This is a genomic window from Treponema primitia ZAS-2 (assembly GCF_000214375.1).
GTDB lineage: Bacteria > Spirochaetota > Spirochaetia > Treponematales > Breznakiellaceae > Termitinema > Termitinema primitia.
In genome coordinates this window covers 1,423,733-1,445,642 of the sequence record NC_015578.1, presented here as the reverse complement: position 1 = coordinate 1,445,642, position 21,910 = coordinate 1,423,733, and the positions used below count along the sequence as shown (strand labels likewise).

Below are 21,910 nucleotides of genomic sequence, written 5' to 3'. Positions count from 1 at the left end.
CTATTTACTTGAATACCCAGTTTTGTGCCTGCAAGAATCCTTGCAGATCAGTGTAGGGTATGGAAAAATGTTTGCAAATATTCGGAATCTTTGCCCCATGGGGTTTTAGTTTTTCCTGGGTTACTACCGTACCACCGCTAATATATGCTTTTGCAATGAGAAATGGATCCGCAAAGGCTCCGCCATTGAATAATTTCTTTGCACCAAGGTTTTGTAAAAAATGAGGGACACTGTATATTTGAGTTATAAAACGCAGTTCGTCAGATGTGGGCAGGCAGAAAAAATTTGTGTGTGTTTTAGCCCATGCTTCTAATTCATCCCCGCGAGCCATGCGTTTTAGTTCGTTATTTACCTCCCTAACCGAACAGATAGTACCATCGGAAACCATTGTATCAAACCGTTCCCAAAACGTTGGAAAAGAAGCGCGGAAATAATGCCTGAATATACCTGCAAGAGTATTGTTGTCAAAAACATATATCATACTTGCCCCAGGGTATAACCCTCAAAGGTAGAAATGTTTTTAACTGCCATTCCAAAATAATCAGCCAAACCTTCAATACTAGTCTTACCTTCGTAATAATGACTAAAGGCAAGAGTAATATAGGTTTCTCCAAGATATGCCTTTTTGGTTAAATAAGGATTCCCTCCGGGCTTACTTTTTCTACGCTTGAAATATTCAAAGGCCCATTTATCAGTCAACCCAGTATAAGCAGAAAAGTCAATCTGACCGGTATCAAGATATTTTCGCAGAACTACTTCCCTGCTTACTTTGTAAATGTTGGCTAATTCTATTACCGCATCTTCACTAAAGGGAACACCTAAAGCGGCAAAAAAACTTTTGGGGAAAATCAATTCGCCGGCAAAATTATTGCATTTTTGTTCAATGCGGGAATAATCCCCGGTAAGGCGTCTGTTGAAATTTTCAGAAGGAGCATCAATACCGCCCGAGTTAAGAAGGAGATGTCCCAGTTCATGGAAAATCGTAAAAATCTGCCTTGTTTTTGGCATAATATTATTAAGGAAAATCACCGGATAGACCGCATCATATACACAAAGCCCTGAAAATTCGTTATTGAAAAAAGCATCTTTAAAAATAAAAATTCCCTTATGGGCAAGCGCATCACGCCACAATTTAAGGGCATCATCATCGGTTTTACATACATCTAGCTTTACCATGTCAATACCAAGGAAGGCCCGGATATCCTGCGCCAGCTGATCGACATTCGTTAGAGAATCCATTTTAAAAATATCAAGCAAACTTTTTTCAACAGGTTTCCTATTTTCATATAACTCAGCCAGATTAAGCTGGTAAGTTTTAGCTTTACGGTAGATTTTGATAATTCCGGGTGGCATGGTATCTACGACTTCTCCGGGCAGCGTTCTGAAATCTGCATTGGTATTTTTTTCTTCAGGAACTGCCGGAAAAAAGAACACCGCCACCGGCCGCCGATACACGTTATAAGCCAGATTTTCGAGCATCGGATAGGTGGGTGAAGAAATGCCATCCTCCCATTCTTTAATGATCTCAGCCGGTTTTTTTACCCTGCGAGCAACTTCGGCAATGTCCATTCCGATGGTTTCCCGTGCCCATTTGAGGATTTCTTTATTAACCGGCAGCGCCTCTTTCATATTACAATGTACCATTAATGAATATAACATGAATAATTAGCTTTGTAAAGAGATATTTTTTACAAAGATACATTTTTGTAGGAAATATTCTGTCTTGACAGCTTATACCTCCTTGATATAATAAATCAACTGGAGTGTAAAGACTGGATGCCCAATATCATCACCGAAGACATGATAGAACAAGCTGCCCTAAAACTCCTAGTGGCCGAGCATAAGTATACGGCTATCAATTGTTTTACCCGGGATGCCGATACTTTGCCGGATAATTCCGGCCGTTCAAATAAAAAGCAGGTGGTTTTACCACAAGTCCTGTTAGAAAGCCTTATCACGATAAATCCCCATCTGCCCCTTGAGGTGGTAAAATCTAAAGCTGCTGAACTTGCCCTTACCCCTGAATCAGGCGATCCGGTACTTGCAAATTACCAGAATTATCAAAAACTGCGGAACGGCGTTACCGTTGAATACCAGAAAGACGGCAGAAAAACCACCAACATTTTGAATCTTATTGATTTTACCAATCTGAGAAACAATAGCTTTATTGTTGCTTCCCAAATGTGGATACAGGGAAAATTCCATTGGCGACGTCCTGACCTCATAGTATTTGTCAACGGCCTTCCCCTGGTTTTCATTGAACTTAAAAATTCAAATATCAATGTTAAAACCGCTTACGATAAAAACTTGATCGATTACAATAAAGATATTCCCTGGCTGTTTAATTACAACCAGATTTGCGTTCTTTCTAATGGCATGGAGACCCGCCTCGGGAGTTTTTCGTCAGGCTATGAACACTTTTTTGAATGGCTTAAAGTAGAAAACGAAGACGAGAAACCGGATCGTAAAAAAATCAGAGAAGATTGTATAAGCCTGGAATATTTTATCCGGGGTTTATGCAAACCTGAAACCTTGATTGATTATATTGAAAACTTTGTTTTATTTGACCGGCGCAAAATTAAAATCATTGCAAAAAATCATCAGTATCATGGCGTTAATAATGCCTACAAGGCATTTCTTAACCGCGAAAAACTTGACGGCAAATTAGGAGTATTCTGGCATACCCAGGGCAGCGGTAAAAGTTACTCAATGGTAATGATTACCCGTAAAATCAAGCGAAAATGCGAAGGAAATTTTACGTTCCTCATAGTAACAGACCGTGATGCCCTGGATACTCAAATCTATAAAAACTTCCTCCGTACCGAAGTCATAGGTGATAAAGAAAAGGTTCAGCCGGCCTCCAGCACTGCCCTGCGGGAAGCCTTGAAAACAAATGCCGGTATCCTCTTTACCCTTATTCATAAATTCCGTTACGACCAGGGAAAGCAATATCCTGTTCTTTCAGAACGTTCCGATATTCTCGTTTTTGTGGATGAAGCCCATCGGACACAATATAAAGACCTGGCTGAAAATATGCGCCGGGGCCTCCCCAATGCCCAGTATATGGCCTTTACCGGAACTCCCCTTTTGGGCAGCAGACACTTAACAAACAGTTGGTTTGGCAAAACCGAAGGGACCGGTTATTTAAGCCGTTATACCTTCTCAGAATCAATCCAGGATAACGCTACTGTCCCCCTCTATTATATAAAACGTGTTCCCGGGGTTGAACTTTTACATGAACCACTTTCAGAAGATTTTGCTGAAATCCTGGAGGAAGAAACCCTCACCGATGAAGAAAAAATCAGACTGGAAAATCATTATGCAAAAGAGCTTGAAGTCCTTAAACGTGATGACCGTCTTGATGCCATAGCCTGCCATATTGTAAAACATTTCCCCCAGCGTGGTTTTAAGGGTAAAGGCATGGTTATTTCGGTAGATAAATTTACCGCAGTAAAAATGTATGATAAGGTAAGTTACTACTGGAAAGAAGAAATCAAAAAACTCAATAAAGAAATCAGCGAAATAGACGAATACACAAATGAAGGCCGGATAAGAAAAGAAGAGTTAAAGCAGGTAGTTGATTATATGCGTAAGGCCGAAATGGCCGTGGTAGTAAGCGCAGAGGACGGTGAAGAAGATAAGTTTAACAAAGAAGGGCTTTCTATTCAGTTACACCGTCAGCGCATGGATAAAACAGATGATAATGGTTTTGATATAGAAGACAATTTTAAAGACCCTAACCATCCCCTGCAATTGGTATTTGTATGCGCCATGTGGCTTACCGGGTTTGATGCCCCTTCGGTCTCAACCCTCTACCTTGATAAGCCTATGAAAAGCCATACCCTTATGCAAACCATCTCCAGGGCAAACCGCGTTTTCCCCGATAAAAATAACGGTATCATTGTAGATTACCTTGATGTATTCAAACATCTCCGGAATGCGCTTGCCGAATATTCCCCCGATGATGAAGATGATATCCCGGTTAAGGATATAGAAACACTATTCGACCAACTAAATGAAACCATCAAAATGACCGCAGATTATTGTCATGATAAAGATATGGACTTATCGTTGCTGCTGGGTAAAGATACGCCAAATGCCGTGTTTACAAATCTTTCATTGTTTGAAAAATATGCTAATATTATTGTAAGTAGTGATGAGATAAAAAATGAATTTATAATATATGCTAATACGGTTGAAAATTTGTTTGAATCCCTGCGTCCTGAAATATTCAAAATGAATTATGATCCTTCAATGAAGAATATAATACTATACTTGCGGGGAATAATCGAAGGTAAAATCCGTCCTGAAAAACTGGAAAAAGCCCAAGAGCGCATAAACGAACTACTGGATCAATGTGTCATAGCCGCAGAAGGAGAGCCGGAATACATAATAAATGAAAAAGGAAGGGAAATTGACCTATCAAAAATTGATACAGACGAATTACGGGAAAAATTGCATGATACCCAATATAAAAATATGGCTATAACCAATCTACGGGAATATATCGCAAAGAAAATCGAGATAATGCTAAAACGGAATTGTACCCGCACTGATTTTGCCGAGCGTTTCAGAAAAATCATAGATGAATATAATTCCGGGGGTTCACAGAACGATGACTTTTATGAAAAAATCATTAAACTTATGGAATCGCTCCGTGATGAGGAAGAACGCCATATTAAAGAAGACTTAAGCGAAGCAGAACTGGAACTTTTTGACCTGCTTCAAAAAGAAAAATTATCAAAAGAAGAAACAAAAATAGTAAAATTGGCAGCCAAGACTTTATATAAGACCCTTGTTGAAAAACAGCAAGAACTTTTTGTTATTGACTGGTACAAGGATCCGAAACCCCGGGAAAGAATTAAGAAAGAAATTACCGACATTCTTGATACAAACCTCCCCGAAAGTTACGATAGGGTTTTGTTTGAACAAAAAAGTTCCATCATTTTTGACCATATCATTGACCAGGCGATATCCGGATATAATTGGGTTGCATAAAATCTGCACATGAACCCCATCCTTCGAAAAAAGGCCGGTTTAGCCCACGGACTGAAAATCCGCTTTCTCATAGTGATTTGATTGATGCGCAGGTCTTTCCTATAGTATTCTCTCTTTGAAGTTTGTAATTCCTTATTTCACAAAAAATCAGCTTGTTACCGGCGAAGAGACTTGAACTCTTACATCCTCGCGGACAGTAGATTTTGAGGGAGTCCCCGCATCAATCATTATTGATAATTGTATATCACATATGAAATTAAGTCAATCCCTATGGGTCGGAATTTGTCATATTTAGTCATAAAAAATGTTTCATTGCCGAAAAATCATTATGTGCAAATTGTGGGGACAGTGTACCCACAATTTCAACCTTTCATTCCCGCAGAATAGTTATTTATTTCCTAACATCCAATCTGTAACATTTAATTTGCGAATACCATTATATACAGGATTAAAATCTATATCGGTAGTCAGTAAATATTTTGGGTTGGAATCCTTAATGGCATTGAGTGGCGCAAGTTCACGTTCGAGCGTCTCGGGATTTTCGGTAGTCCAGGATACTTGATAATACGAAGTGTAGCCTTCGTGGTCGGTAACAACAAAATCAACTTCAAGGTTACCTGTTTTACCAATTAAAACATCACGATAACGTCTGATCAGTTCAAAATATACGGCATTTTCTAACCAATGCGGGCGGTCTTTTGACATTTCCCTTTTGAGTCTTACTTTACGAAAACAAGGGTCAACAAGATAGTATTTGTTGAGGGTTTGCAAAAGTCCTTTTCCCTTTATCTCGTAACGAGGCACTTTGTATATTAAAAATGCATCACACATAGCATCTAAATACCTTGCCACGGCTTCCTTGTCTATAATTGTCCCATGGGTACGCAAAGTATCTGAAATGGAGCGTGGCGAAACAAAGGAGCCTACTGAATCAAAAACAAAATCGATGATTTTGTTGAAATTATGTTTGTCTTTAATTACTAATCGCTGAAAAATGTCTTTTTCAATAATGGTGTTCAAAACGCTTTCTACAAATTTATCAGCCTGTTTTTGACTGATTTGCTTCTGATTGTAATATTCCGGAATACCGCCTTCTTGCAAGTAAGCCGCCAAAGTTTCTAATTTTGATAAGTTTGGCGGTTTCGATTTGAAGTCATATATTTCAGCGAGTTGCAAAGGTAAGATATTGGTTTCAATATACCGACCGGTAAGTAATGTAGCCAACTCACCTGAAAGTAAATGGGCATTTGAGCCGGTAATATATAAATCGACATTTTTCTTGATAAAAAGTCCATCCACAAGGCGTTGAAAAACATCAATATTTTGAACTTCATCTAAAAAAACATAATTCATTTTATCAGGCAAAAGCTGAACTTTAATATGGTCATAAACAGCTTTCCAATCCCCAATTGTATAAATATCGGGGTCTTCAAAATTAAGAAATTGAATTTGCTCAGGCTTTATTCCACTTTGCAGGAGTTCGTCGGCAAACATCTCCAACAGCGTTGACTTACCGCAACGGCGTACACCGGTAATGACCTTAATAATATGTTGGTCTTTAAGGTCACGGAGTATTTGCATATATTGTTTGCGCTCAATAAGGTTATTCTTGTTCATATTTAAGATTCTCCAATTTTCTTAAAACAACTTCATCCAGGGACAAACGATGCCTGGTACAACGGGGTATGTTGTTCTGTAAAGTATGGATTGTATACAAAATTTGAGCAGCGATAACAGCCGCAACCCTTCAAGAGGGTCGTTAATATAGTCGTTTCCATAGTTCGTTACCGGCGAAGAGACTTGAACTCTTACATCCTCGCGGACAGTAGATTTTGAGTCTACCGTGTCTACCATTCCACCACGCCGGCAAAGCGCCGCGTTAAGCGGCGTTAATTTCAATAAGTTAGCACGCGTCGGCGCCCAATAAAGGCCACCGCACCGACCAACGGCGGGCTGACTTTAGTCAGCCCAGTGCGCCGCGCCCTCCCCTGCGTAAGCAGGCTCTTAGAGCCTGCCGCGTTAAGCGGCGTTAATTTCAATAAGTTAGCACATATCGTTGCCAAATACAAGCTCTCCGCCGATAACACCGGCTTACAAAAAAAGATGCTCCACCACGATTTTAACGCCGATTCCGATGAGGATAATGCCCCCCGCAAGCTGGGCGCCCTTGGCAACTATCATTCCGATACGTTTGCCGAAGTCAAAGCCTAAAATACAGATCGTAAAGGTAATGCCCCCGATAAGGGCTGCTGAAAGCCAAATGCCCTGGTCCATAATGCTTAAGGATATGCCCACAGCCAGGGCATCAATGCTGGTGGCCAGGGCAAGTATTAAAAGGGTTTTTATATCCCGTATATCCCCTGATTTTTTTTCAGCATGGCTTTCCTCAAGGGTCTTTTCTTCCTGGTCCTTATCCCTTTTTGACAGGGTTTCAAAAATCATCTTACCGCCGATAAAGGCCAGCAGGGCAAAGGCAATCCAGTGGTCAAAATTTACAATATAGAAAACAAAACTTTTCCCCAAATAAAACCCAATTATGGGCATGAGAAACTGAAAAATACCGAAAAAGGACGATGCGCGGAATATGTGAAACTTCTGTAAGCCCGGTATGCTTACACCGGCGCTGATCGATACCGCGCATGCATCCATTGAGAGGCTGATCCCCATAAGCACAACTGAAAGCATCTATATGGTCCCGGGAATCGGCCTCATTTTCGGTATGGTCTCATAAACCCAGGGCAAAAGATGCGAGCAGGCCGTTGGTTCTGAGGGCAACCCAGTCTCCCTTCAGGGGAATATCCCTTGGGTTCACCTTGAACTCGTAGTAAGACGCCCGCCCGGTGGGATCGTATATCCGGATATCCCCGGTGTTGCCATATACTTCAACCCTGAAGGAGACAGGCTGGCCAAGGTTTTCAGCGGTGAGGTATTGCTCATAATCCTTCAGACTGATGCTTTGGATAAGGTCCATCCGGGAATTGGTATAACTGCGGTAAATTTGGGCGCTTAGGCCGGCGGGAATATCCCGGCTTATGGGATGTTCGTCGTAGTTAAGCCAGAGCAGGTAGGAGCGGCCGCAGCCCCAGGAAGCGCCATTGTAGGAGGTATCCGAAAAAACATGGACCCCAAACCCGCCATGGCCGTCCTCGGCGCCCCCTTCATAGCGAATATTGAATTCGTACTCCATGGCGCCGCTCTGGGGAACCCGAAAATTGACCTTGGCAAGCCGGGCGCGGGAATCGCTCTGGTAAAGACGGTCCCCGGTAAATTTCCAACTACCCGAAGCAAAGCGGTATTCAGGAATCTTGCTCTGAGCATACAAAGACAGGGCCAAGCCCGCCATTAAAAGAAGAAACGCCATTTTTTTCATATTCCACTCCTAATTTTCTTCCCCCGCGGAAGACTGTAAACTAATTTCTTATTTTAACACAGATTTTATAAAATTGTTACAATATTTTTCATTAGAAAATACAAAAAAAGGCTTGTATAAATATTCATATATATGAGAAACTATTTTATGTCTGATCTTGCAAATGATAATGTCCCCGGAAATCCCAGTATCCAGGCCGATGCTGCGGAACGGCTGGGAACTGATGGGGTAGGCAAGCTGCTGCTCCGGTTTTCCATTCCGGCGATTACCGGGATGATCGTTAACGCCCTGTATAATGTGGTGGACCGGATCTTTGTCGGACGGTGGGTAAATGAAATGGCCCTGGGAGGCCTTTCCCTGGTTATGCCCCTGATGACCGTCAGTATGGCTTTTGCTATGCTTTTTGGGGTCGGCGCCGCAAATATGATCTCCATGCGCCTGGGCCAGGGCCGGAAGTCGGAAGCTGAAAACGCCCTGAACCACTGTTTCTGGCTCCTCCTGATTTCGGGGATAATTCTTATGGCCCTGCAGCTGATCTTCCTGGATCCGCTTCTTTCGATTTTAGGAGCCCAGCAGGGAAGCGCCTCCCTGCCCTATGCCCGCTCTTATTACCTGATAATCCTCTATGGACAGGTGTTCCTCTCTGTAGGTTTTGGCTTCTCCCACTGTACCCGGGCCCAGGGTTTCCCCGCCATCTCCATGATAAGTATGTTTATCGGAGCGGGGATTAACTTCATCCTGGACCCACTCTTAATCTTTGTCTTTCGCTGGGGAGTGGATGGCGCCGCTTGGGCGACAATCATCGCCCAGCTTGCACAGGCTATCTGGATACTCGCCTTCAGCTTCAGCAAAAAGGCGGTTATCCGGCTCAGGCTTCGCCTCTTGCAACGCAGTTCCCCGCGCAGCTTTAAGCCATCTCCCGGGATAGTGACCCAGATTATGGCTTTCGGGTCCGCCCAGTTTTTCCTCCAGTTTGTCATGTCCGCCGTCCAACTGATCTACAATACCAGCGTGGGCAGGTATGGGGTTGCATCCCTGGGGGTGTCCAACGGCGGGGATATTGCCCTGTCGGGGATGAACATCAACGGCTCCATGGCCATGCTGATCCTCATGCCTGTCTTCGGCATCAGCCAGGGCGCCCAGCCCATTCTGGGATTCAACTACGGAGCAAAAAAGTTTGACCGGGTTTTCAAGGCCTATCGCGCGGCGGTGGTGGTAGCCACCGTCATCTGCGTCCTGGGCTTTGCCATGACGGAACTGTTCCCCCTACAACTGGTAAAACTCTTCGCCCCAATCGGCAGCCCCGCGCTTCTGCGTTTTACCCCCTGGGCCATGCGGGTAATGATGCTCCTCTTGCCCCTGAACGGCTTTCAGATAATATCTGCCAATTTCTTTGTGGTAACCGGCAGGCCGAGAACATCAATCATTCTATCCATGCTCAGGCAATGTCTCGCCCTTATCCCCTGCATTTTCATCTTTGGGAGAATCTGGGGTCTCTGGGGGATCGTAGCGGCAGCGCCGGTAGCGGACGGGGTTTCATTCGTGGCTACCAGCATTATGATCCTTTTTGAGATGAAAAAACTGCGGGCCCAAATGGCTACGTCTTAGTTGTGACATTTTTGGGGCCCACGCCTTGGCGCATTAGTTCTTCAACGCGCTCAATGTTTCGCGTGCCGTTGGTTGGCGCCCAGACGCTTAGTTCCTGATCAAACGGCAGAACGTCTCCACCGGCACAGGGTTTCTAAGGCGGAGCATATCTTGTCAGCGATGCAGACTATCCAGCCTTCCCGGTACTGGGGCGGGTGCAGCAGGGTATAGGGCCACATGTGGGTCCTGATTATGGACGCCTCTTTATCGGATATGTTAAAATATTTTCTGCCGTTTTCTGCGGCAACCACCGGGTGGGTCCAGCCGTGTGGGGACCACATCTTTTCAGGCTTGTGCCAGTCGTATAAAAAAAAATCGTGGAGCAGGGCGCCCCTGACCAGACTCTCCTTGTCGGCTATCTTAAAAAACTCGCCCATGCTGAAACTCAGTTTCGCCACATCAAGACTGTGCTCGTAGACCGAGATCCTGCCGTGCTGGATAAATCCCTTGGATTCCGAAAATACCGGATGTTCGAGAATTTCTTTTGCAATACTTCCAAAGAGTACAATATCTTTCACAGCAGCCCATCTATAGGATTCTCTATCCCCGCAATTTTATTTTTAATATATTTTCTAATAGTAAAAAACGCATCCACAAGAAATACTGTCACAAGAACCAGATCGATGATGAAAAGCGCTTGGGGGCCGATGAACCGGGCAATATCCATAGCCAGGTCCCAATAAAAGTATACCAGGACTAAAGCTACCAGGCCGAAGAACAGGGATGTAGTCAGGGCTATGCGCTTTTTATAATGACACCACCAGGTAAAAGGATAGGTATCATAATCCCAGCATTTTTTATTAAAGACCTTTTCCAGAAGCAGGGCCGCCAAGTACTCTACGGCGGTACACAGGAGGGTACTGGTGATAAACAACAGAATAGGGCGGGCCTTAAGGGGAAAACCTGCGGCATACACCGCAAAGCCACCGACACCGTGTACCGGGACCCAGGGCCCCTTAAAAAAACCTTTACTAACAAACCGCTTGCGGACCAGGGATTCCATGATGGTTTCCCCTACCCAGCCGCTGAAGGAAAAGAAAAAAAAGGCAAATACCAGGGATTTTGGGTCCAGGCTAAGGATACTATCCATTTTAGGCAATCCGGGTGTTCATGATCAGCATCTGCAAACGGTTTTCTATGTTCGCAAAGCTGGTATCGGGATCATAATCCAGGGCCAGTATCTGTATGCCCGGATACTCTTCTTTAATGCGTTTTACAATGCCCCGGCCCGCAAAATGGTTAGGTAGGCAGCCGAAGGGCTGGAGCAGTATGAAGCTCTTTACCCCCTCGGATGCGCGGTGCAGTATATCTGCGGCCATGAGGAAGGACTCACCGGAACAAATTGAACGGTCGATGAAAGGATCGCTATACTTTGCCAGTTCAGGCAGTTGCAGGGCAGGCTCATACAGGGGATGTTTACGGGCCGACAGCTCCATTATCCGCTGGGCAATATCAAAAAACTTGTCCCCCGCAAAGGCCCGCAGCATTTCAAACTTGGAATAGATAACCTGGTAATCCTTAAACTTTGAAATGATGTGCATGAGCATGAGATTCCGGTATATATCGTTCATCCGGGGAAGCTCCACTTCCATGTCGTTCTTTTCAAGGTAGTCTTCAATATAATAATTTGAACCCGCATGATAGGTCAGAAGGTATTCCCCGGTGATAAAAACCAGGGGTTTCCGTACGGTTCTGTCGTAGCGGATGGCCCGGATGGCTTTTATAGCCTTTCTATAGGCCCAGAGGGCGCTCAGCATACCCCCCCGGTACAGAGCCTCAGTAATCCTATCCACCGAAATTTCAAAAACCCGGTCGGTCTCCCCTTTTTCAAACTCGTAGGGGCGGATCTTTCGGCGCAGATTTTCCAGGATCTCCACCATCACCAGGGTCCAGCCAGCCCGGGCAAAGGATAGTTCGCTCAGCTTAAAACCGGGATGGATGTTTTTCAGATCGTGGATGTCCGTGGAATAGATAGGCACCTGGGGGTATCCCGCATCGTCCAGGGCTTTCCGGGTAAGGACCATATAATTCACCAAGCGGCAATCGCAGTAGGTTTTTCCGGTACCCACAACCACCTCATCGGGGTTGTACTCCCCGCTTTTCAAAACCGCCAGGGCTTCCCCGATGAGCATCTGGGCAGGAAAACAACTATCGTTGTGTACATATTTCTTGCCCAGCTGAATAGCTTCCTTGCCGCCCATGGGAAGGGGGGCAACCTTGAAGCCCTGCTTTCCGATTGCTGCGGACATGACCTTGCAGAAGGCCCGGCTTACATTGGGTATCAGAAAAATTTTGTCTTTGTTCTTTTTAGTAAATTTAACCGGATAGGGATCCCGCAGGGGCTTAACTTCCATCCTGCCTGTTTCACGCTCGCGCCTGGCCTGGACGGTTTCGATAAAGGAGCGTACCCGTATCCGCAAGGGGCCCGCCACTTCGCTTTCATCCAGCTTTAGTATAAGCGGCGCTTTCCCGGAAATTTCCTTCATCAGACGGGTTACCTCATCGGTGTAAATCGCATCGTGGCCGCAACCAAAACTGAAGATCTGCACATACTCCAGGGCAGGATGCCGGGCGGTAAGAATGGCCCCGGAAAGGAGCCGCGCATGGTTACTGTTATTAATGTCCAGCATGGTCCTGGAAAGGTCCACTTCCTTCAATCCGGAAAGGGCGTCCACGGTAATGACCGGAATGCCCCAGTTAGTGAAATAGCGGGACAACTGGTGGTTGACCAGTTCATCGAACTGATAATGCCGCCCGGTAATAACCACCGCGAATTTCCCTTCCCTTTCAACTTCCTCAATAATACGCGCTCCCTCTGCAACCAGTTCTGTATTAAAAGTTTCCAGGGCCTCATCCCCCTGGGCAATAGCCTTGAGGACGATTTCCCGAGGAATGCCGTATGTCTTCTGCATGTACCGGCAAAGCTGATGGTCCCGGTCCGCCTGTTTAAACCAGTGGAATACCGGCGAATCCAGGGGGATGTTCCAGTTACGCTGGGGATCATCGGAATATTTTACCACCAAGGGGTAACCCTTGAGCACTGGGCAGGTATAGGTACTGAGGGGCTCGGGGTTGTCCGGGGGAAGATGGGAAAAGAGGGGCAGAAAAATCCGGTCAACTTTACTTTCGATCAGATCGTGGATATGCCCATGAACGAGTTTTGCAGGGAAACAGACCGTGTCCGAAGCCACAGACTGAAGCCCCTTTTCAAACAGTTTTTTTGAGCTGGGATTAGAGACCTTAATATTAAAACCCAGGGCCCGGAAAAAAACCGTAAAGAAGGGCATGGTACGCCAGAAATCCAGAGCCCGGGGAAGGCCGATGGTAATATTCCTCTCGGGGCAGGCAAGGGTAAAGGGATAATCCCGAAAGAGAAGTTTTTCCCGGAATTTAATCATATCCGGAACCTCATCCATCCGGGTGTTGATCTGTTTGATCCGTTCCCTGATGACGCTATCATCCATGCTGCCGATTACCTCCCCCCGCTCGCAGCGGTTCCCGGTAATCCAGGTAGTCGCCTGAGCTTCGCCGGACGCCGGTCCTGCAGAATTGCCGTAAGAAAAGGTAACCAGGGTACGGTTACAGTTGTTGGTACAAAAATTACACTTTACATTGGTTTGCTGGGTATAGTCAAAACCCGCCATGGCCTCCAGGCCGATAAAGCGGGTCCTGCCTGCAGTCCCGTGGGGAGACGTAAAGCCATTTTCGGTAATATGTTTTTTTGTAAGCAGGGCGATACCGATGGCCCCCATCTCCCCCGGATAGGGGGCGCGGATCACCGGCTTTTCCAGATACTGTTCCAGGGCGCGGAGCACCGCATTGTTTTTAAAGGTACCCCCCTGCACAACGATCTTGTCGCCCAGGCCGCTAAAGTTTGATATACGGATAACCTTGGTAAACACATTTTCTATTATTGAGCGGCAAAGCCCGGCCATAATATCATCCGCCTGCTTGCCGTTTTTCTGCTCCGTAATAATAGTGCTGTTCATAAACACCGTACAGCGGCTCCCCAGTTCCGCCGGGTTTTTCGCGTTAAAGGCTGCATCGGCAATTTTATTCACCGGGATATTCAGGTTGGAGGCAAAAGTTTCCAGGAAGGAACCGCAGCCTGAGGAGCAGGCTTCGTTGAGGGTAATATTGGTAACAATACCGTCGGCGATGGTAATGGCCTTCATATCCTGGCCGCCTATGTCCAGGATGAAGCTGACCCTGTCCATATACTTCTGGGCCGCCTCTGCATGGGCCACGGTTTCCACGGTGTGGTAATCCGCGCCAAAGGCCTTGTCAAAGAGCAGTTCCCCATAGCCAGTGGTACCCAGGGCGATTATTTCCAGGGCAACCCCCATATCATCATATCGCTTTTTCAAATCCACCAGGGCTTTTTTTATAACCCGCAGGGGTTCGCCCTGGTTATTGGAATAGAAGCTGTCAACCACATTTTCATGCTCATCCAGGAGCACAAATTTTGAGGTGGTGGAACCTGCGTCAATCCCCAAATACACCCGCAGCTTATCCCCTTTTTTAAAATCCGCTCGGGGCGGCGGCGGAAGTTTATGCCGTTCCTCAAAGACCATGCGCTCCCCGGGGGAAGCAAAATACTGGCTCTTCTTTACCGGAACTTCGGCGCTGATCCTCTCCCGAAAATGAACCAGCGCCATAAGGGCCTTCTCCACATGAAATACCAGGGGGGAGTCGGCAAACATCTCGTCCAAAGAAAGGGCGGTACCATAGGCTATCAAGGTTTCGGGGTTTTCAGGGCGGATAATATCCGCCGGCTTCAAGCCCAGCCGTTCGGCAAATACCCGGATCAGGGTGGGGTTAAAGGTCAGGGGCCCCCCTTCAAAGATAATGGGGGGCTTGAGTTCCAGCCCCTGGGCAAGGCCCCCTATGGTTTGCTTTACAATGGCGTGAAAGGCGGAAAGGGCGATATCCTCGGGCAATCCCCCCTGGTTCAACAGGGGCTGGATATCGGTTTTGGCAAATACCCCGCAGCGGCCTGAAATATCGTAGACCGCGGTGCCCCGAGATGCCAGGGCTTCAAATTCCTCCACCGGGACCCGGAGCAGGGAGGCAACCTCGTCGATGAAAGCCCCGGTCCCACCGGCGCAGCTCCCGTTCATCCGCATATCCGAAGCCACCAGGCGCTTTACCCCTTCATCATAATAGAAAAAAACCACCTTGGCGTCCTGACCGCCTAACTCCACGGCAACCCGTGCCTGGGGGTAAAAGGTACGGACCGCCACGGCATTGGCCACCACTTCCTGGATATAGTGGGCGTGCAGGGCTTCAGCGATGGGTTTACCCCCGGAACCGCAGACCGCGGCCTTAAATTCGACCCCAGGAAAAAGGGAAATAACCTCAGTCAAAAGGGCATGAACCGTTTCAGCCTGGTAAGCGTTGTGCCGTTTGTAGCGGGAAAAAAGGACTTTTTTGCTCTGCGGCTCCATGACCACCACTTTTACCGTGGTGGAGCCTACATCAATCCCTAAACGCAGGGAGGAGAATTCATTAGTCATAATTATATATTATAGTAATAATTAGTAAAAAAATATGCAAGGCAACAGCCATTGAGCTTATTATGACTCCGCCGGGGTATACTTAGCTTCTCTTTTTTTAATTTATGTAGTATCATAAGCTCCTTTAGGAGTTTAATCATGGAACAAACCCTCTCCTACGTTTTAGTCACCCCCTATACCATTGCCAAAAGCAGAACCGGGGGTGTATTGGCGCGGCTTATCTCCAGAGCAGAACTGGAACTGGTGGGGAGCCAGATGATAGCCGCCGACGAGACCCTTACCAAGGAGTTCGCCAACCACCTGCGGCTACAGAACCCGAACAATGCCGTCACTCTTCTGGCGGACTATGTGGAGCAGAACCTCGGCCCTTCCGGGGGGCGGAAGCACCGTGCGCTGCTGCTGCTCTTCCGGGGGGAGAATCCCTGCGGGAAACTTGCGGCCATTTGCGGGCACATGCACCCGGAGCACCAGGATGTGGACGATGTGACCGGGGAAACCATCAGGGACACCTACGCGGACCTCATCAGCGACCCGGAGGATCCCAACAAGGTCACCTACTTTGAGCCGGCGGTGATCACCCCCCGGAACCAGGAGTGGGCGGACAAGGACCTGGCTCTGTTTTCCCGGCACCTCAAGGGCAAGGAAAACATCATCCGGAACATCCAGTACACGGACCCTACCAAGATCGAACAGACCCTGGTGATCATCAAACCCGACAACTGGCAGTACGCCTCTTCCAAGCCCGGCACCATCATTGACATGTTCTCCCGTACCGGGCTGCGGATTATCGGCATCAAGGTGCACCGCTTTTCCCTGGCAGAAGCCCTGGACTTTTACGGCCCTGTGGAACAGGCCCTGCGGGAAAAGCTGGCCCCTCTCTTTGGAAAGAAGGCCCGGGAGGTTCTGGAAAAGGACTTCAACATCCAGCTTTCTGAGGATGTGGAAAAAGGCCTGACCGAAAGCTTCGGCGTTTCCTATGCCAAGGACCAGTTTGACCAGATCATCGAATTCATGTCCGGCACCCGCACCGGGAAATGCCCCCCTGACGAGATCAGCCACCCCGGGGTGGTCAAGTGTATGATCCTGTTCTATGAAGGGGAGAATGCGGTCAAAAAAATCCGGGATGTCCTGGGTCCCACGGACCCATTGAAGGCCCCGGGCGGAACCGTGCGCCGGGAATTCGGCAGCAACGTGATGGTCAACACCGCCCATGCCTCGGATTCCGCGGAAAGCGTGGAACGGGAAAAGGCCATAATCAAGTACAACGAAAACACCCTGGCTAGCATCATTGATGCGTATCTGGGAGTGAGGAAATAGGAATACTGATGAGCAAGAAGAGTAATACTACCGAAGGGCGCGGTGAAGCAGGAGCTGCTTCGCAGTCATCTGCCCATTGGGCAGATGAGGCTGCAGCAAAGATACTCCGGGAGAAGGGCGAAAAGGAACAGTATACCTGCGCTTCCGGCATCACCCCCTCAGGAACCGTGCATATCGGCAACTTCCGGGAGATCATCTCCGTGGACCTGGTAGCCCGGGCCCTGCGTGACCTGGGCAAAAAGGTCCGGTTCATCTATTCCTGGGACGATTACGACGTGTTCCGCAAGATACCTGGGAATATGCCCAAACAGGATGAGTTGAAAAGCTGCCTCCGCTTCCCCATCACCATGGTTCCGGATCCTTGGGAACGAGACGAAAGCTACGCCCGGCACCACGAGGTGGACGTGGAAACCATACTCCCCGAAGTGGGCATCCACCCGGAATACCTCTACCAGGCGGAACGCTACCGGGCTTCCCGCTATGCCGGCGGCATCCGTAAAGCCCTGGAACACCGGGACGCCCTGAAAAGCATCCTGGACAAATTCCGGGACGAGGACCATAAAATCCAGGGCGAGTGGTGGCCCCTGAGCGTTTTCTGCGACAAATGCAACAAGGATACTACGGAACCTGATAGCTGGGACGGCGAATGGGCCCTGAGCTACCACTGCGAAAGCTGCGGCCACAGCGAAACCGTGGACCTGCGTACCGCCAAGGGGGTCAAGCTGGGCTGGCGCATAGACTGGCCCATGCGCTGGGAACACGAGCAGGTTGACTTTGAGCCTGCAGGAAAGGACCACCACAGCCAGGGCGGCTCCTTTGACACTGCCCGGCATGTCAGTAAAGATGTGTACGCCTGGGATGCCCCGGTCACCTTCCGCTACGACTTCATCGGCACCAAAGGTGTGCCGGGAAAGATGTCCAGTTCCTCGGGCAATGTGATAGACTTACGGGACGTGCTGCGGGTCTATACCCCGGAGCTCACCCGCTACCTCTTTGCCGGAACCCGGCCTAACACGGAATTTACCATCTCCTTTGATCTGGACGTGATTAAAATTTACGAAGACTACGACCGCCTGGAACGCATAGCCTGGAAAGCCGAGGAGGCAAAGGACGAGGCCGCTTACCGCAAGGCCCGGCGCATCTACGAGCTTTCCCAGGTGGCATCGGTTCCCCCGGTGATGCCCTGGCAAATCCCCTTCCGCCACCTCTGCAACCTCATCCAGATCGCCGACGGCGACATAGACCGCGCCCTGGAGAGCCTGGCAAACAGCCCCGGAGGCCCCAAACCGGAGCAATTGCCGGGCCTTAAAGAGCGGGCAAAGCGGGCCAAATACTGGGCAGAAAACTGCGCCCCGGAAGAATTCCGCTTCCGCCTGCGCACCCCCGGCGATACAGCCGGCAGCTCCGCGCTCAGGGATACTGAGGCCGCCGCTATCCGGGACCTGCGGGACCAGGTTATTGCCGTCATTGACCAGTTCGGAGATGACAAATCCTGCGCCGAAGCCATCTACAAGGTGGCGGAGAATCACCAGATGGACGGGAAGGCCCTGTTCCGCGCCGCTTACCAAGCTTTAATCGGCAAAGACCAGGGACCCAGGCTGGCAAATTTTCTACGCTCCATAGACAGATCACAACTGTTGGAAATATTACAGGGCTATTAGACAGGGGATTTTATGAAAATCAATGTACTGGGCGGTATTATCATGGGCGCCATGGCAGTAAACAGTGTTTCTGCGGATGATTCCTACTTCACTTACCGCCTGGGGCATATAGATGTCCACATGCTGGTTGAGGCGCGCGGCGAGGGTAACCCCGGAATCCTCCTGAACCCTAACAAAGCCGCCCTGGACAAGTACATTCCCGGTGGGAAATACATCTCCCAAACTAACGTCTTCCTGATCCGCAGCCCCGGCAAAATCATTTTGGTGGATACCGGCTTCGGCAGGACCATCTTTGACTCAATGAAAACCTTGGGGACAAGCCCTGACCAAGTGGACGCAGTATTACTAACCCACATGCACGGGGACCATATAGGGGGGCTTCAAAAAAACGGCATGCCCCTGTTCCCCAAGGCCAAGGTCTACCTGGCCCAGCAGGAAAAGGACTTCTGGGTAAAACCCGGGGCTAATCCTTCAGCCTCAGAAGCCCTGGCGCCCTACGGTAACCGGGTAGAAACATTCCGCCCTGGTGAACTGGGTTCAACCCTGACAGAATTACTGCCGGGCATTAAAGCCATCGCCGCCTTTGGCCACACACCGGGGCACACCGCTTTTCTGGTGGAATCGGAGGGCAAAAAAATCATCCTCTGGGGGGATGTGATGCATGCCGGGCCCATCCAGTTCCCCCTGCCGGATCAGTCGGTTACCTACGACACTGATCCGGCAGCCGCCGCGCTCACACGCCGCCGCATACTGGAATACGCCACTGCAAACCACATAGCCATTGGTGGCATGCACCTGGCCTACCCGGCTATCGGTACGGTCAGCGCCGATGGCAGCGGGTACAGATTTAGCCCGGCGGAGTAAAAAACCTATCGGTTTCAGGAATCGGCGGGGTTTTTCCCGGGCTTATCCAAAACAGAGGCCTCTTATTTTTTGCCTTTATCCGATTCCTTATCCTTTACAGAGGGAACTATTTTATTTTGTGTACGAACCAGTATTCGTGACATATCAAGAATTTTTTTCTTGTTTTCATCGGTAAGAATCAAATATTTTTTGTACAGGGTTTCAACTTTTTTTTCAATTGCCTTTGCCATACCTAAACTCCTTTTATGAACGGCAAATTTCGCATAATCTTTTCAATAAAGTATTTTATAGCTTTATTAAAAAGTGGGCAATACCCCCATCCGCCGGATTTTATCAAATTACCGATATTTCCTCAAAACTTGCTAAAAACGCTGTAATAAGCTATGGTTTTAGGTGGGTAGTGCGATGACGGTAAATGAACGTATTAAACAGGTGAGAGCTTCCCTAAATCTTTCGCAGATCAATTTTTCCAGGGGAATACACCTTTCCAATGGATATTATGCCAATATGGAATTGGGCAACAAAAAAGCAAACGAACGTATCATTGAACTTATTTCTTCTGTTTACGGGGTAAATAAAAACTGGCTGGTCTCCGGCGAGGGTAAAATGTTCAGCAGGGAACCTGACAAAAGGCTTGAAGAATTGATAATCAATTTTAATTCCCTGAACCGCCACTTTCAGGATTTTTTATTAGATCAGATAAAGGGCCTGGTGAAAATACAAAATAACAAAGAAACTAAATGAGCCTCTGCACAGTGATATTGTCTGAATAGTATTATGAAATTTACCCCAGTATCCCCAGCAGCCGGTCCAGATCATCCATGGAGTAGTACTCTATCTGTATGTTACCTTTTTTGAAATCGCCCTTGATAGCAACCTTGGTGCCCAGGCGGTCGATGAAGCGCTGTTCCATGGCGGCCAGTTCCGGGTCCCGGCGTTCTGTTTCAGCGGGGGCTGGGGCGGCTTTTTCAGGCCTGGGCTTGTTCAGGGCAGCGGCCCGTTTCTCCGCCTCCCGTACCGAAAGACCCTCTACGCTAATTTCCCTGTAGAGTTGTTCCTGGTTCGCCTCTTCCTGCACCGAAAGAATAGCCCGGCCATGGCCCGATGTGATTTCATCCCGTTCCAGGGCTTCCCGTATAAGCGGGGGCAGCTTGAGGAGGCGCAGGGCATTGGCCACGGTGGAACGGTTCCGGCCCACCTTTACGGCGACCTCGTCCTGGGAGCAGCCGGTAATATCCATGATCTGACGGTAGGCGGCGGCTTCTTCTATGGGGTTCAAATCGGAACGCTGCACATTTTCTATCAGCGCAACTTCCATGCGCTTTTCATCAGAATAACTGCGCACTATAACCGGGACTTCCGTGAGCCCTGCCAAATGTGCAGCACGGCTGCGGCGCTCCCCGGCTACGATGAGCCAGGTCCCGTCTCCGGCTTCTTCCACGATCAGGGGCTGGATAATCCCGAGCTGGGCGATGGAATCCGCCAGCTCCCGGAGGCTTTCTTCTTCAAAACGTTTGCGGGGCTGGCCGGGGTTGGCTTTGAGCTTATCCAGGGGTATGGTCAGTATTTCTGCGGCCTGGAGGCCTGATGTTTGCGGAACTGCGGAAGGCGGGGTTTGCGAACCCTGGGCATCCAAAACCCGGGATGGAACTTCCGCGCTGCCCGCCTCTACCCGGCTGAAGCTATCGCTGGGAGTGCCAAACACAGACTGGACAGCTTCGTCATCACCGTCGGAAAGCAGGGCATCCAGACCCCGGCCCAGGCGGCTCTTAGGCGCCACGGCGTATCACCTCGCCGGCCAGGCTCTTGTAGGCTTTGGCGCCGGAACAGTTGGGGTCATAGCGGGAGATGGGCTGACCGTAGGATGGGGCCTCGGAAAGCCGAACATTCCGGGGAACAATGGTGGTAAAGACCTTCTGCTTGAAATAGGCGCTTACCTGGGTCACCACCTCCTGGGCCAGGCGGGTCCGGGAATCGTACATGGTAAAGAAAAGCCCCCCGACTTCCAGAGAGGGATTGAGTTTTTTCTGGATGCGTTTAATGGTCTGGAGCAGCAGGGCCAGGCCCTCCATGGCAAAGTACTCGCATTGCATGGGGATCAGCGCCGCATCGGCAGCCACCATTCCGTTCAGGGTAAGCACCCCCAGGGAAGGGGGACAGTCAATCAGTATATAGTCGTAGCGGTCCCGGATCGGGGCCAGGGCATTTTTCAGGAAAAAGTCCCGGCCTTCTTCTTCAACCAGCTCCACCGCGGCGCCGGAAAGATCGATGCTGGCGGGGATCACCTGTAGGGTGGGGATTTCCGTAGACCGGATAACCTGCTCCAGGGTGGCGGTCCCGGAAATAAGCTCATAGACCCCGGGCTTGCCGTGGCCGGCGCCTATCCCGTTGGAAAGGTTCGCCTGGGAATCAAAATCCACCAAAAGCACCGACTTCCCCGCTTCCGCAAGGTAGGCGCCCAGGCTGATCGCAGAGGTGGTCTTGCCGACCCCTCCCTTCTGGTTTACAAAAACGTATGTTTTACCCATTTCCCAACC

Annotated in this window: 17 protein-coding genes and 1 tRNA gene; 6 read left to right on the top strand and 12 right to left on the bottom strand. The window is 48.7% G+C overall.

Annotated elements, in window-relative coordinates; translation table 11 throughout:
• Nucleotides 1-4: 4 nt before the first annotated feature.
• Together TREPR_RS06435 and TREPR_RS06430 are read right to left on the bottom strand one after the other, a co-directional pair.
• Nucleotides 5-481, bottom strand: a complete 477-nt coding sequence (locus tag TREPR_RS06435; RefSeq protein ID WP_015707491.1) for a PIN domain-containing protein — start codon at nucleotides 479-481, stop codon at nucleotides 5-7.
• The gene (locus TREPR_RS06430; protein ID WP_015707490.1) at nucleotides 478-1,629 is read right to left on the bottom strand and encodes an XRE family transcriptional regulator; all 1,152 of its coding nucleotides are present in this window, start codon (nucleotides 1,627-1,629) and stop codon (nucleotides 478-480) included. The genes TREPR_RS06435 and TREPR_RS06430 overlap by 4 nt, the downstream gene beginning before the upstream one ends.
• A gap of 147 nt (nucleotides 1,630-1,776) precedes the next feature.
• Here TREPR_RS06430 and TREPR_RS06425 point away from each other — a divergent pair, with 147 nt between their 5' ends.
• Nucleotides 1,777-4,998, top strand: a complete 3,222-nt coding sequence (locus TREPR_RS06425; RefSeq protein ID WP_015707489.1) for a type I restriction endonuclease subunit R — start codon at nucleotides 1,777-1,779, stop codon at nucleotides 4,996-4,998.
• Nucleotides 4,999-5,385: 387 nt separating this feature from the next.
• On the opposite strand, the gene TREPR_RS06420 is transcribed toward TREPR_RS06425, so the two are convergent.
• The 4 genes from TREPR_RS06420 to TREPR_RS06405 form a co-directional block, all read right to left on the bottom strand.
• A complete protein-coding gene (locus TREPR_RS06420; protein WP_015707488.1) occupies nucleotides 5,386-6,615 on the bottom strand; it encodes an ATP-binding protein in 1,230 nt (409 codons plus the stop codon).
• Nucleotides 6,616-6,783: 168 nt separating this feature from the next.
• A tRNA-Leu gene (locus tag TREPR_RS06415) sits at nucleotides 6,784-6,866 on the bottom strand.
• Nucleotides 6,867-7,089: 223 nt separating this feature from the next.
• A complete protein-coding gene (locus tag TREPR_RS06410; RefSeq protein ID WP_015707487.1) occupies nucleotides 7,090-7,683 on the bottom strand; it encodes a manganese efflux pump MntP in 594 nt (197 codons plus the stop codon).
• A gap of 40 nt (nucleotides 7,684-7,723) precedes the next feature.
• Entirely contained in the window at nucleotides 7,724-8,368 is a 645-nt protein-coding gene (locus TREPR_RS06405; RefSeq protein WP_015707486.1) for a hypothetical protein, read from the bottom strand.
• A gap of 147 nt (nucleotides 8,369-8,515) precedes the next feature.
• Here TREPR_RS06405 and TREPR_RS06400 point away from each other — a divergent pair, with 147 nt between their 5' ends.
• Entirely contained in the window at nucleotides 8,516-9,976 is a 1,461-nt protein-coding gene (locus TREPR_RS06400; RefSeq protein ID WP_015707485.1) for an MATE family efflux transporter, read from the top strand.
• Nucleotides 9,977-10,074: 98 nt separating this feature from the next.
• On the opposite strand, the gene TREPR_RS06395 is transcribed toward TREPR_RS06400, so the two are convergent.
• Genes TREPR_RS06395 through TREPR_RS06385 form a run of 3 tightly spaced genes read right to left on the bottom strand, consistent with a single transcriptional unit; the run spans nucleotide 10,075 to nucleotide 15,531 of the window.
• Nucleotides 10,075-10,533 (bottom strand): HD domain-containing protein, encoded by a 459-nt coding sequence (locus TREPR_RS06395; protein WP_015707484.1) that lies wholly within the window; start codon nucleotides 10,531-10,533, stop codon nucleotides 10,075-10,077.
• Nucleotides 10,530-11,105, bottom strand: coding sequence for a putative ABC transporter permease (locus TREPR_RS06390; protein WP_015707483.1), 576 nt, complete (start codon nucleotides 11,103-11,105; stop codon nucleotides 10,530-10,532). The genes TREPR_RS06395 and TREPR_RS06390 overlap by 4 nt, the downstream gene beginning before the upstream one ends.
• A gap of 1 nt (nucleotide 11,106) precedes the next feature.
• Nucleotides 11,107-15,531 (bottom strand): acyl-CoA dehydratase activase, encoded by a 4,425-nt coding sequence (locus tag TREPR_RS06385; RefSeq protein WP_015707482.1) that lies wholly within the window; start codon nucleotides 15,529-15,531, stop codon nucleotides 11,107-11,109.
• A gap of 138 nt (nucleotides 15,532-15,669) precedes the next feature.
• Here TREPR_RS06385 and TREPR_RS06380 point away from each other — a divergent pair, with 138 nt between their 5' ends.
• Genes TREPR_RS06380 through TREPR_RS06370 form a run of 3 tightly spaced genes read left to right on the top strand, consistent with a single transcriptional unit; the run spans nucleotide 15,670 to nucleotide 19,373 of the window.
• Entirely contained in the window at nucleotides 15,670-16,848 is a 1,179-nt protein-coding gene (locus TREPR_RS06380) for a nucleoside-diphosphate kinase (protein ID WP_015707480.1), read from the top strand.
• Between the two features lie 8 nt (nucleotides 16,849-16,856).
• Nucleotides 16,857-18,509 carry a lysine--tRNA ligase gene (lysS, locus tag TREPR_RS06375; RefSeq protein ID WP_015707479.1) on the top strand — a complete coding sequence of 551 codons (1,653 nt, stop codon included), beginning with the start codon at nucleotides 16,857-16,859 and terminating at the stop codon, nucleotides 18,507-18,509.
• Nucleotides 18,510-18,521: 12 nt separating this feature from the next.
• On the top strand, nucleotides 18,522-19,373 hold the full coding sequence (locus TREPR_RS06370; RefSeq protein WP_015707478.1) for an MBL fold metallo-hydrolase: 852 nt from the start codon (nucleotides 18,522-18,524) through the stop codon (nucleotides 19,371-19,373).
• 62 nt (nucleotides 19,374-19,435) lie between these two features.
• Here TREPR_RS06370 and TREPR_RS18580 read toward each other — a convergent pair whose 3' ends face one another.
• Nucleotides 19,436-19,603 (bottom strand): hypothetical protein, encoded by a 168-nt coding sequence (locus tag TREPR_RS18580; protein ID WP_015707477.1) that lies wholly within the window; start codon nucleotides 19,601-19,603, stop codon nucleotides 19,436-19,438.
• A 175-nt stretch (nucleotides 19,604-19,778) separates the two neighbouring features.
• Here TREPR_RS18580 and TREPR_RS06365 point away from each other — a divergent pair, with 175 nt between their 5' ends.
• Nucleotides 19,779-20,117 (top strand): helix-turn-helix domain-containing protein, encoded by a 339-nt coding sequence (locus tag TREPR_RS06365; RefSeq protein WP_015707476.1) that lies wholly within the window; start codon nucleotides 19,779-19,781, stop codon nucleotides 20,115-20,117.
• Nucleotides 20,118-20,157: 40 nt separating this feature from the next.
• On the opposite strand, the gene TREPR_RS06360 is transcribed toward TREPR_RS06365, so the two are convergent.
• On the bottom strand, nucleotides 20,158-21,153 hold the full coding sequence (locus TREPR_RS06360) for a ParB/RepB/Spo0J family partition protein (protein WP_015707475.1): 996 nt from the start codon (nucleotides 21,151-21,153) through the stop codon (nucleotides 20,158-20,160).
• Entirely contained in the window at nucleotides 21,143-21,901 is a 759-nt protein-coding gene (locus tag TREPR_RS06355) for a ParA family protein (protein WP_015707474.1), read from the bottom strand. The genes TREPR_RS06360 and TREPR_RS06355 overlap by 11 nt, the downstream gene beginning before the upstream one ends.
• Nucleotides 21,902-21,910: the final 9 nt, after the last annotated feature.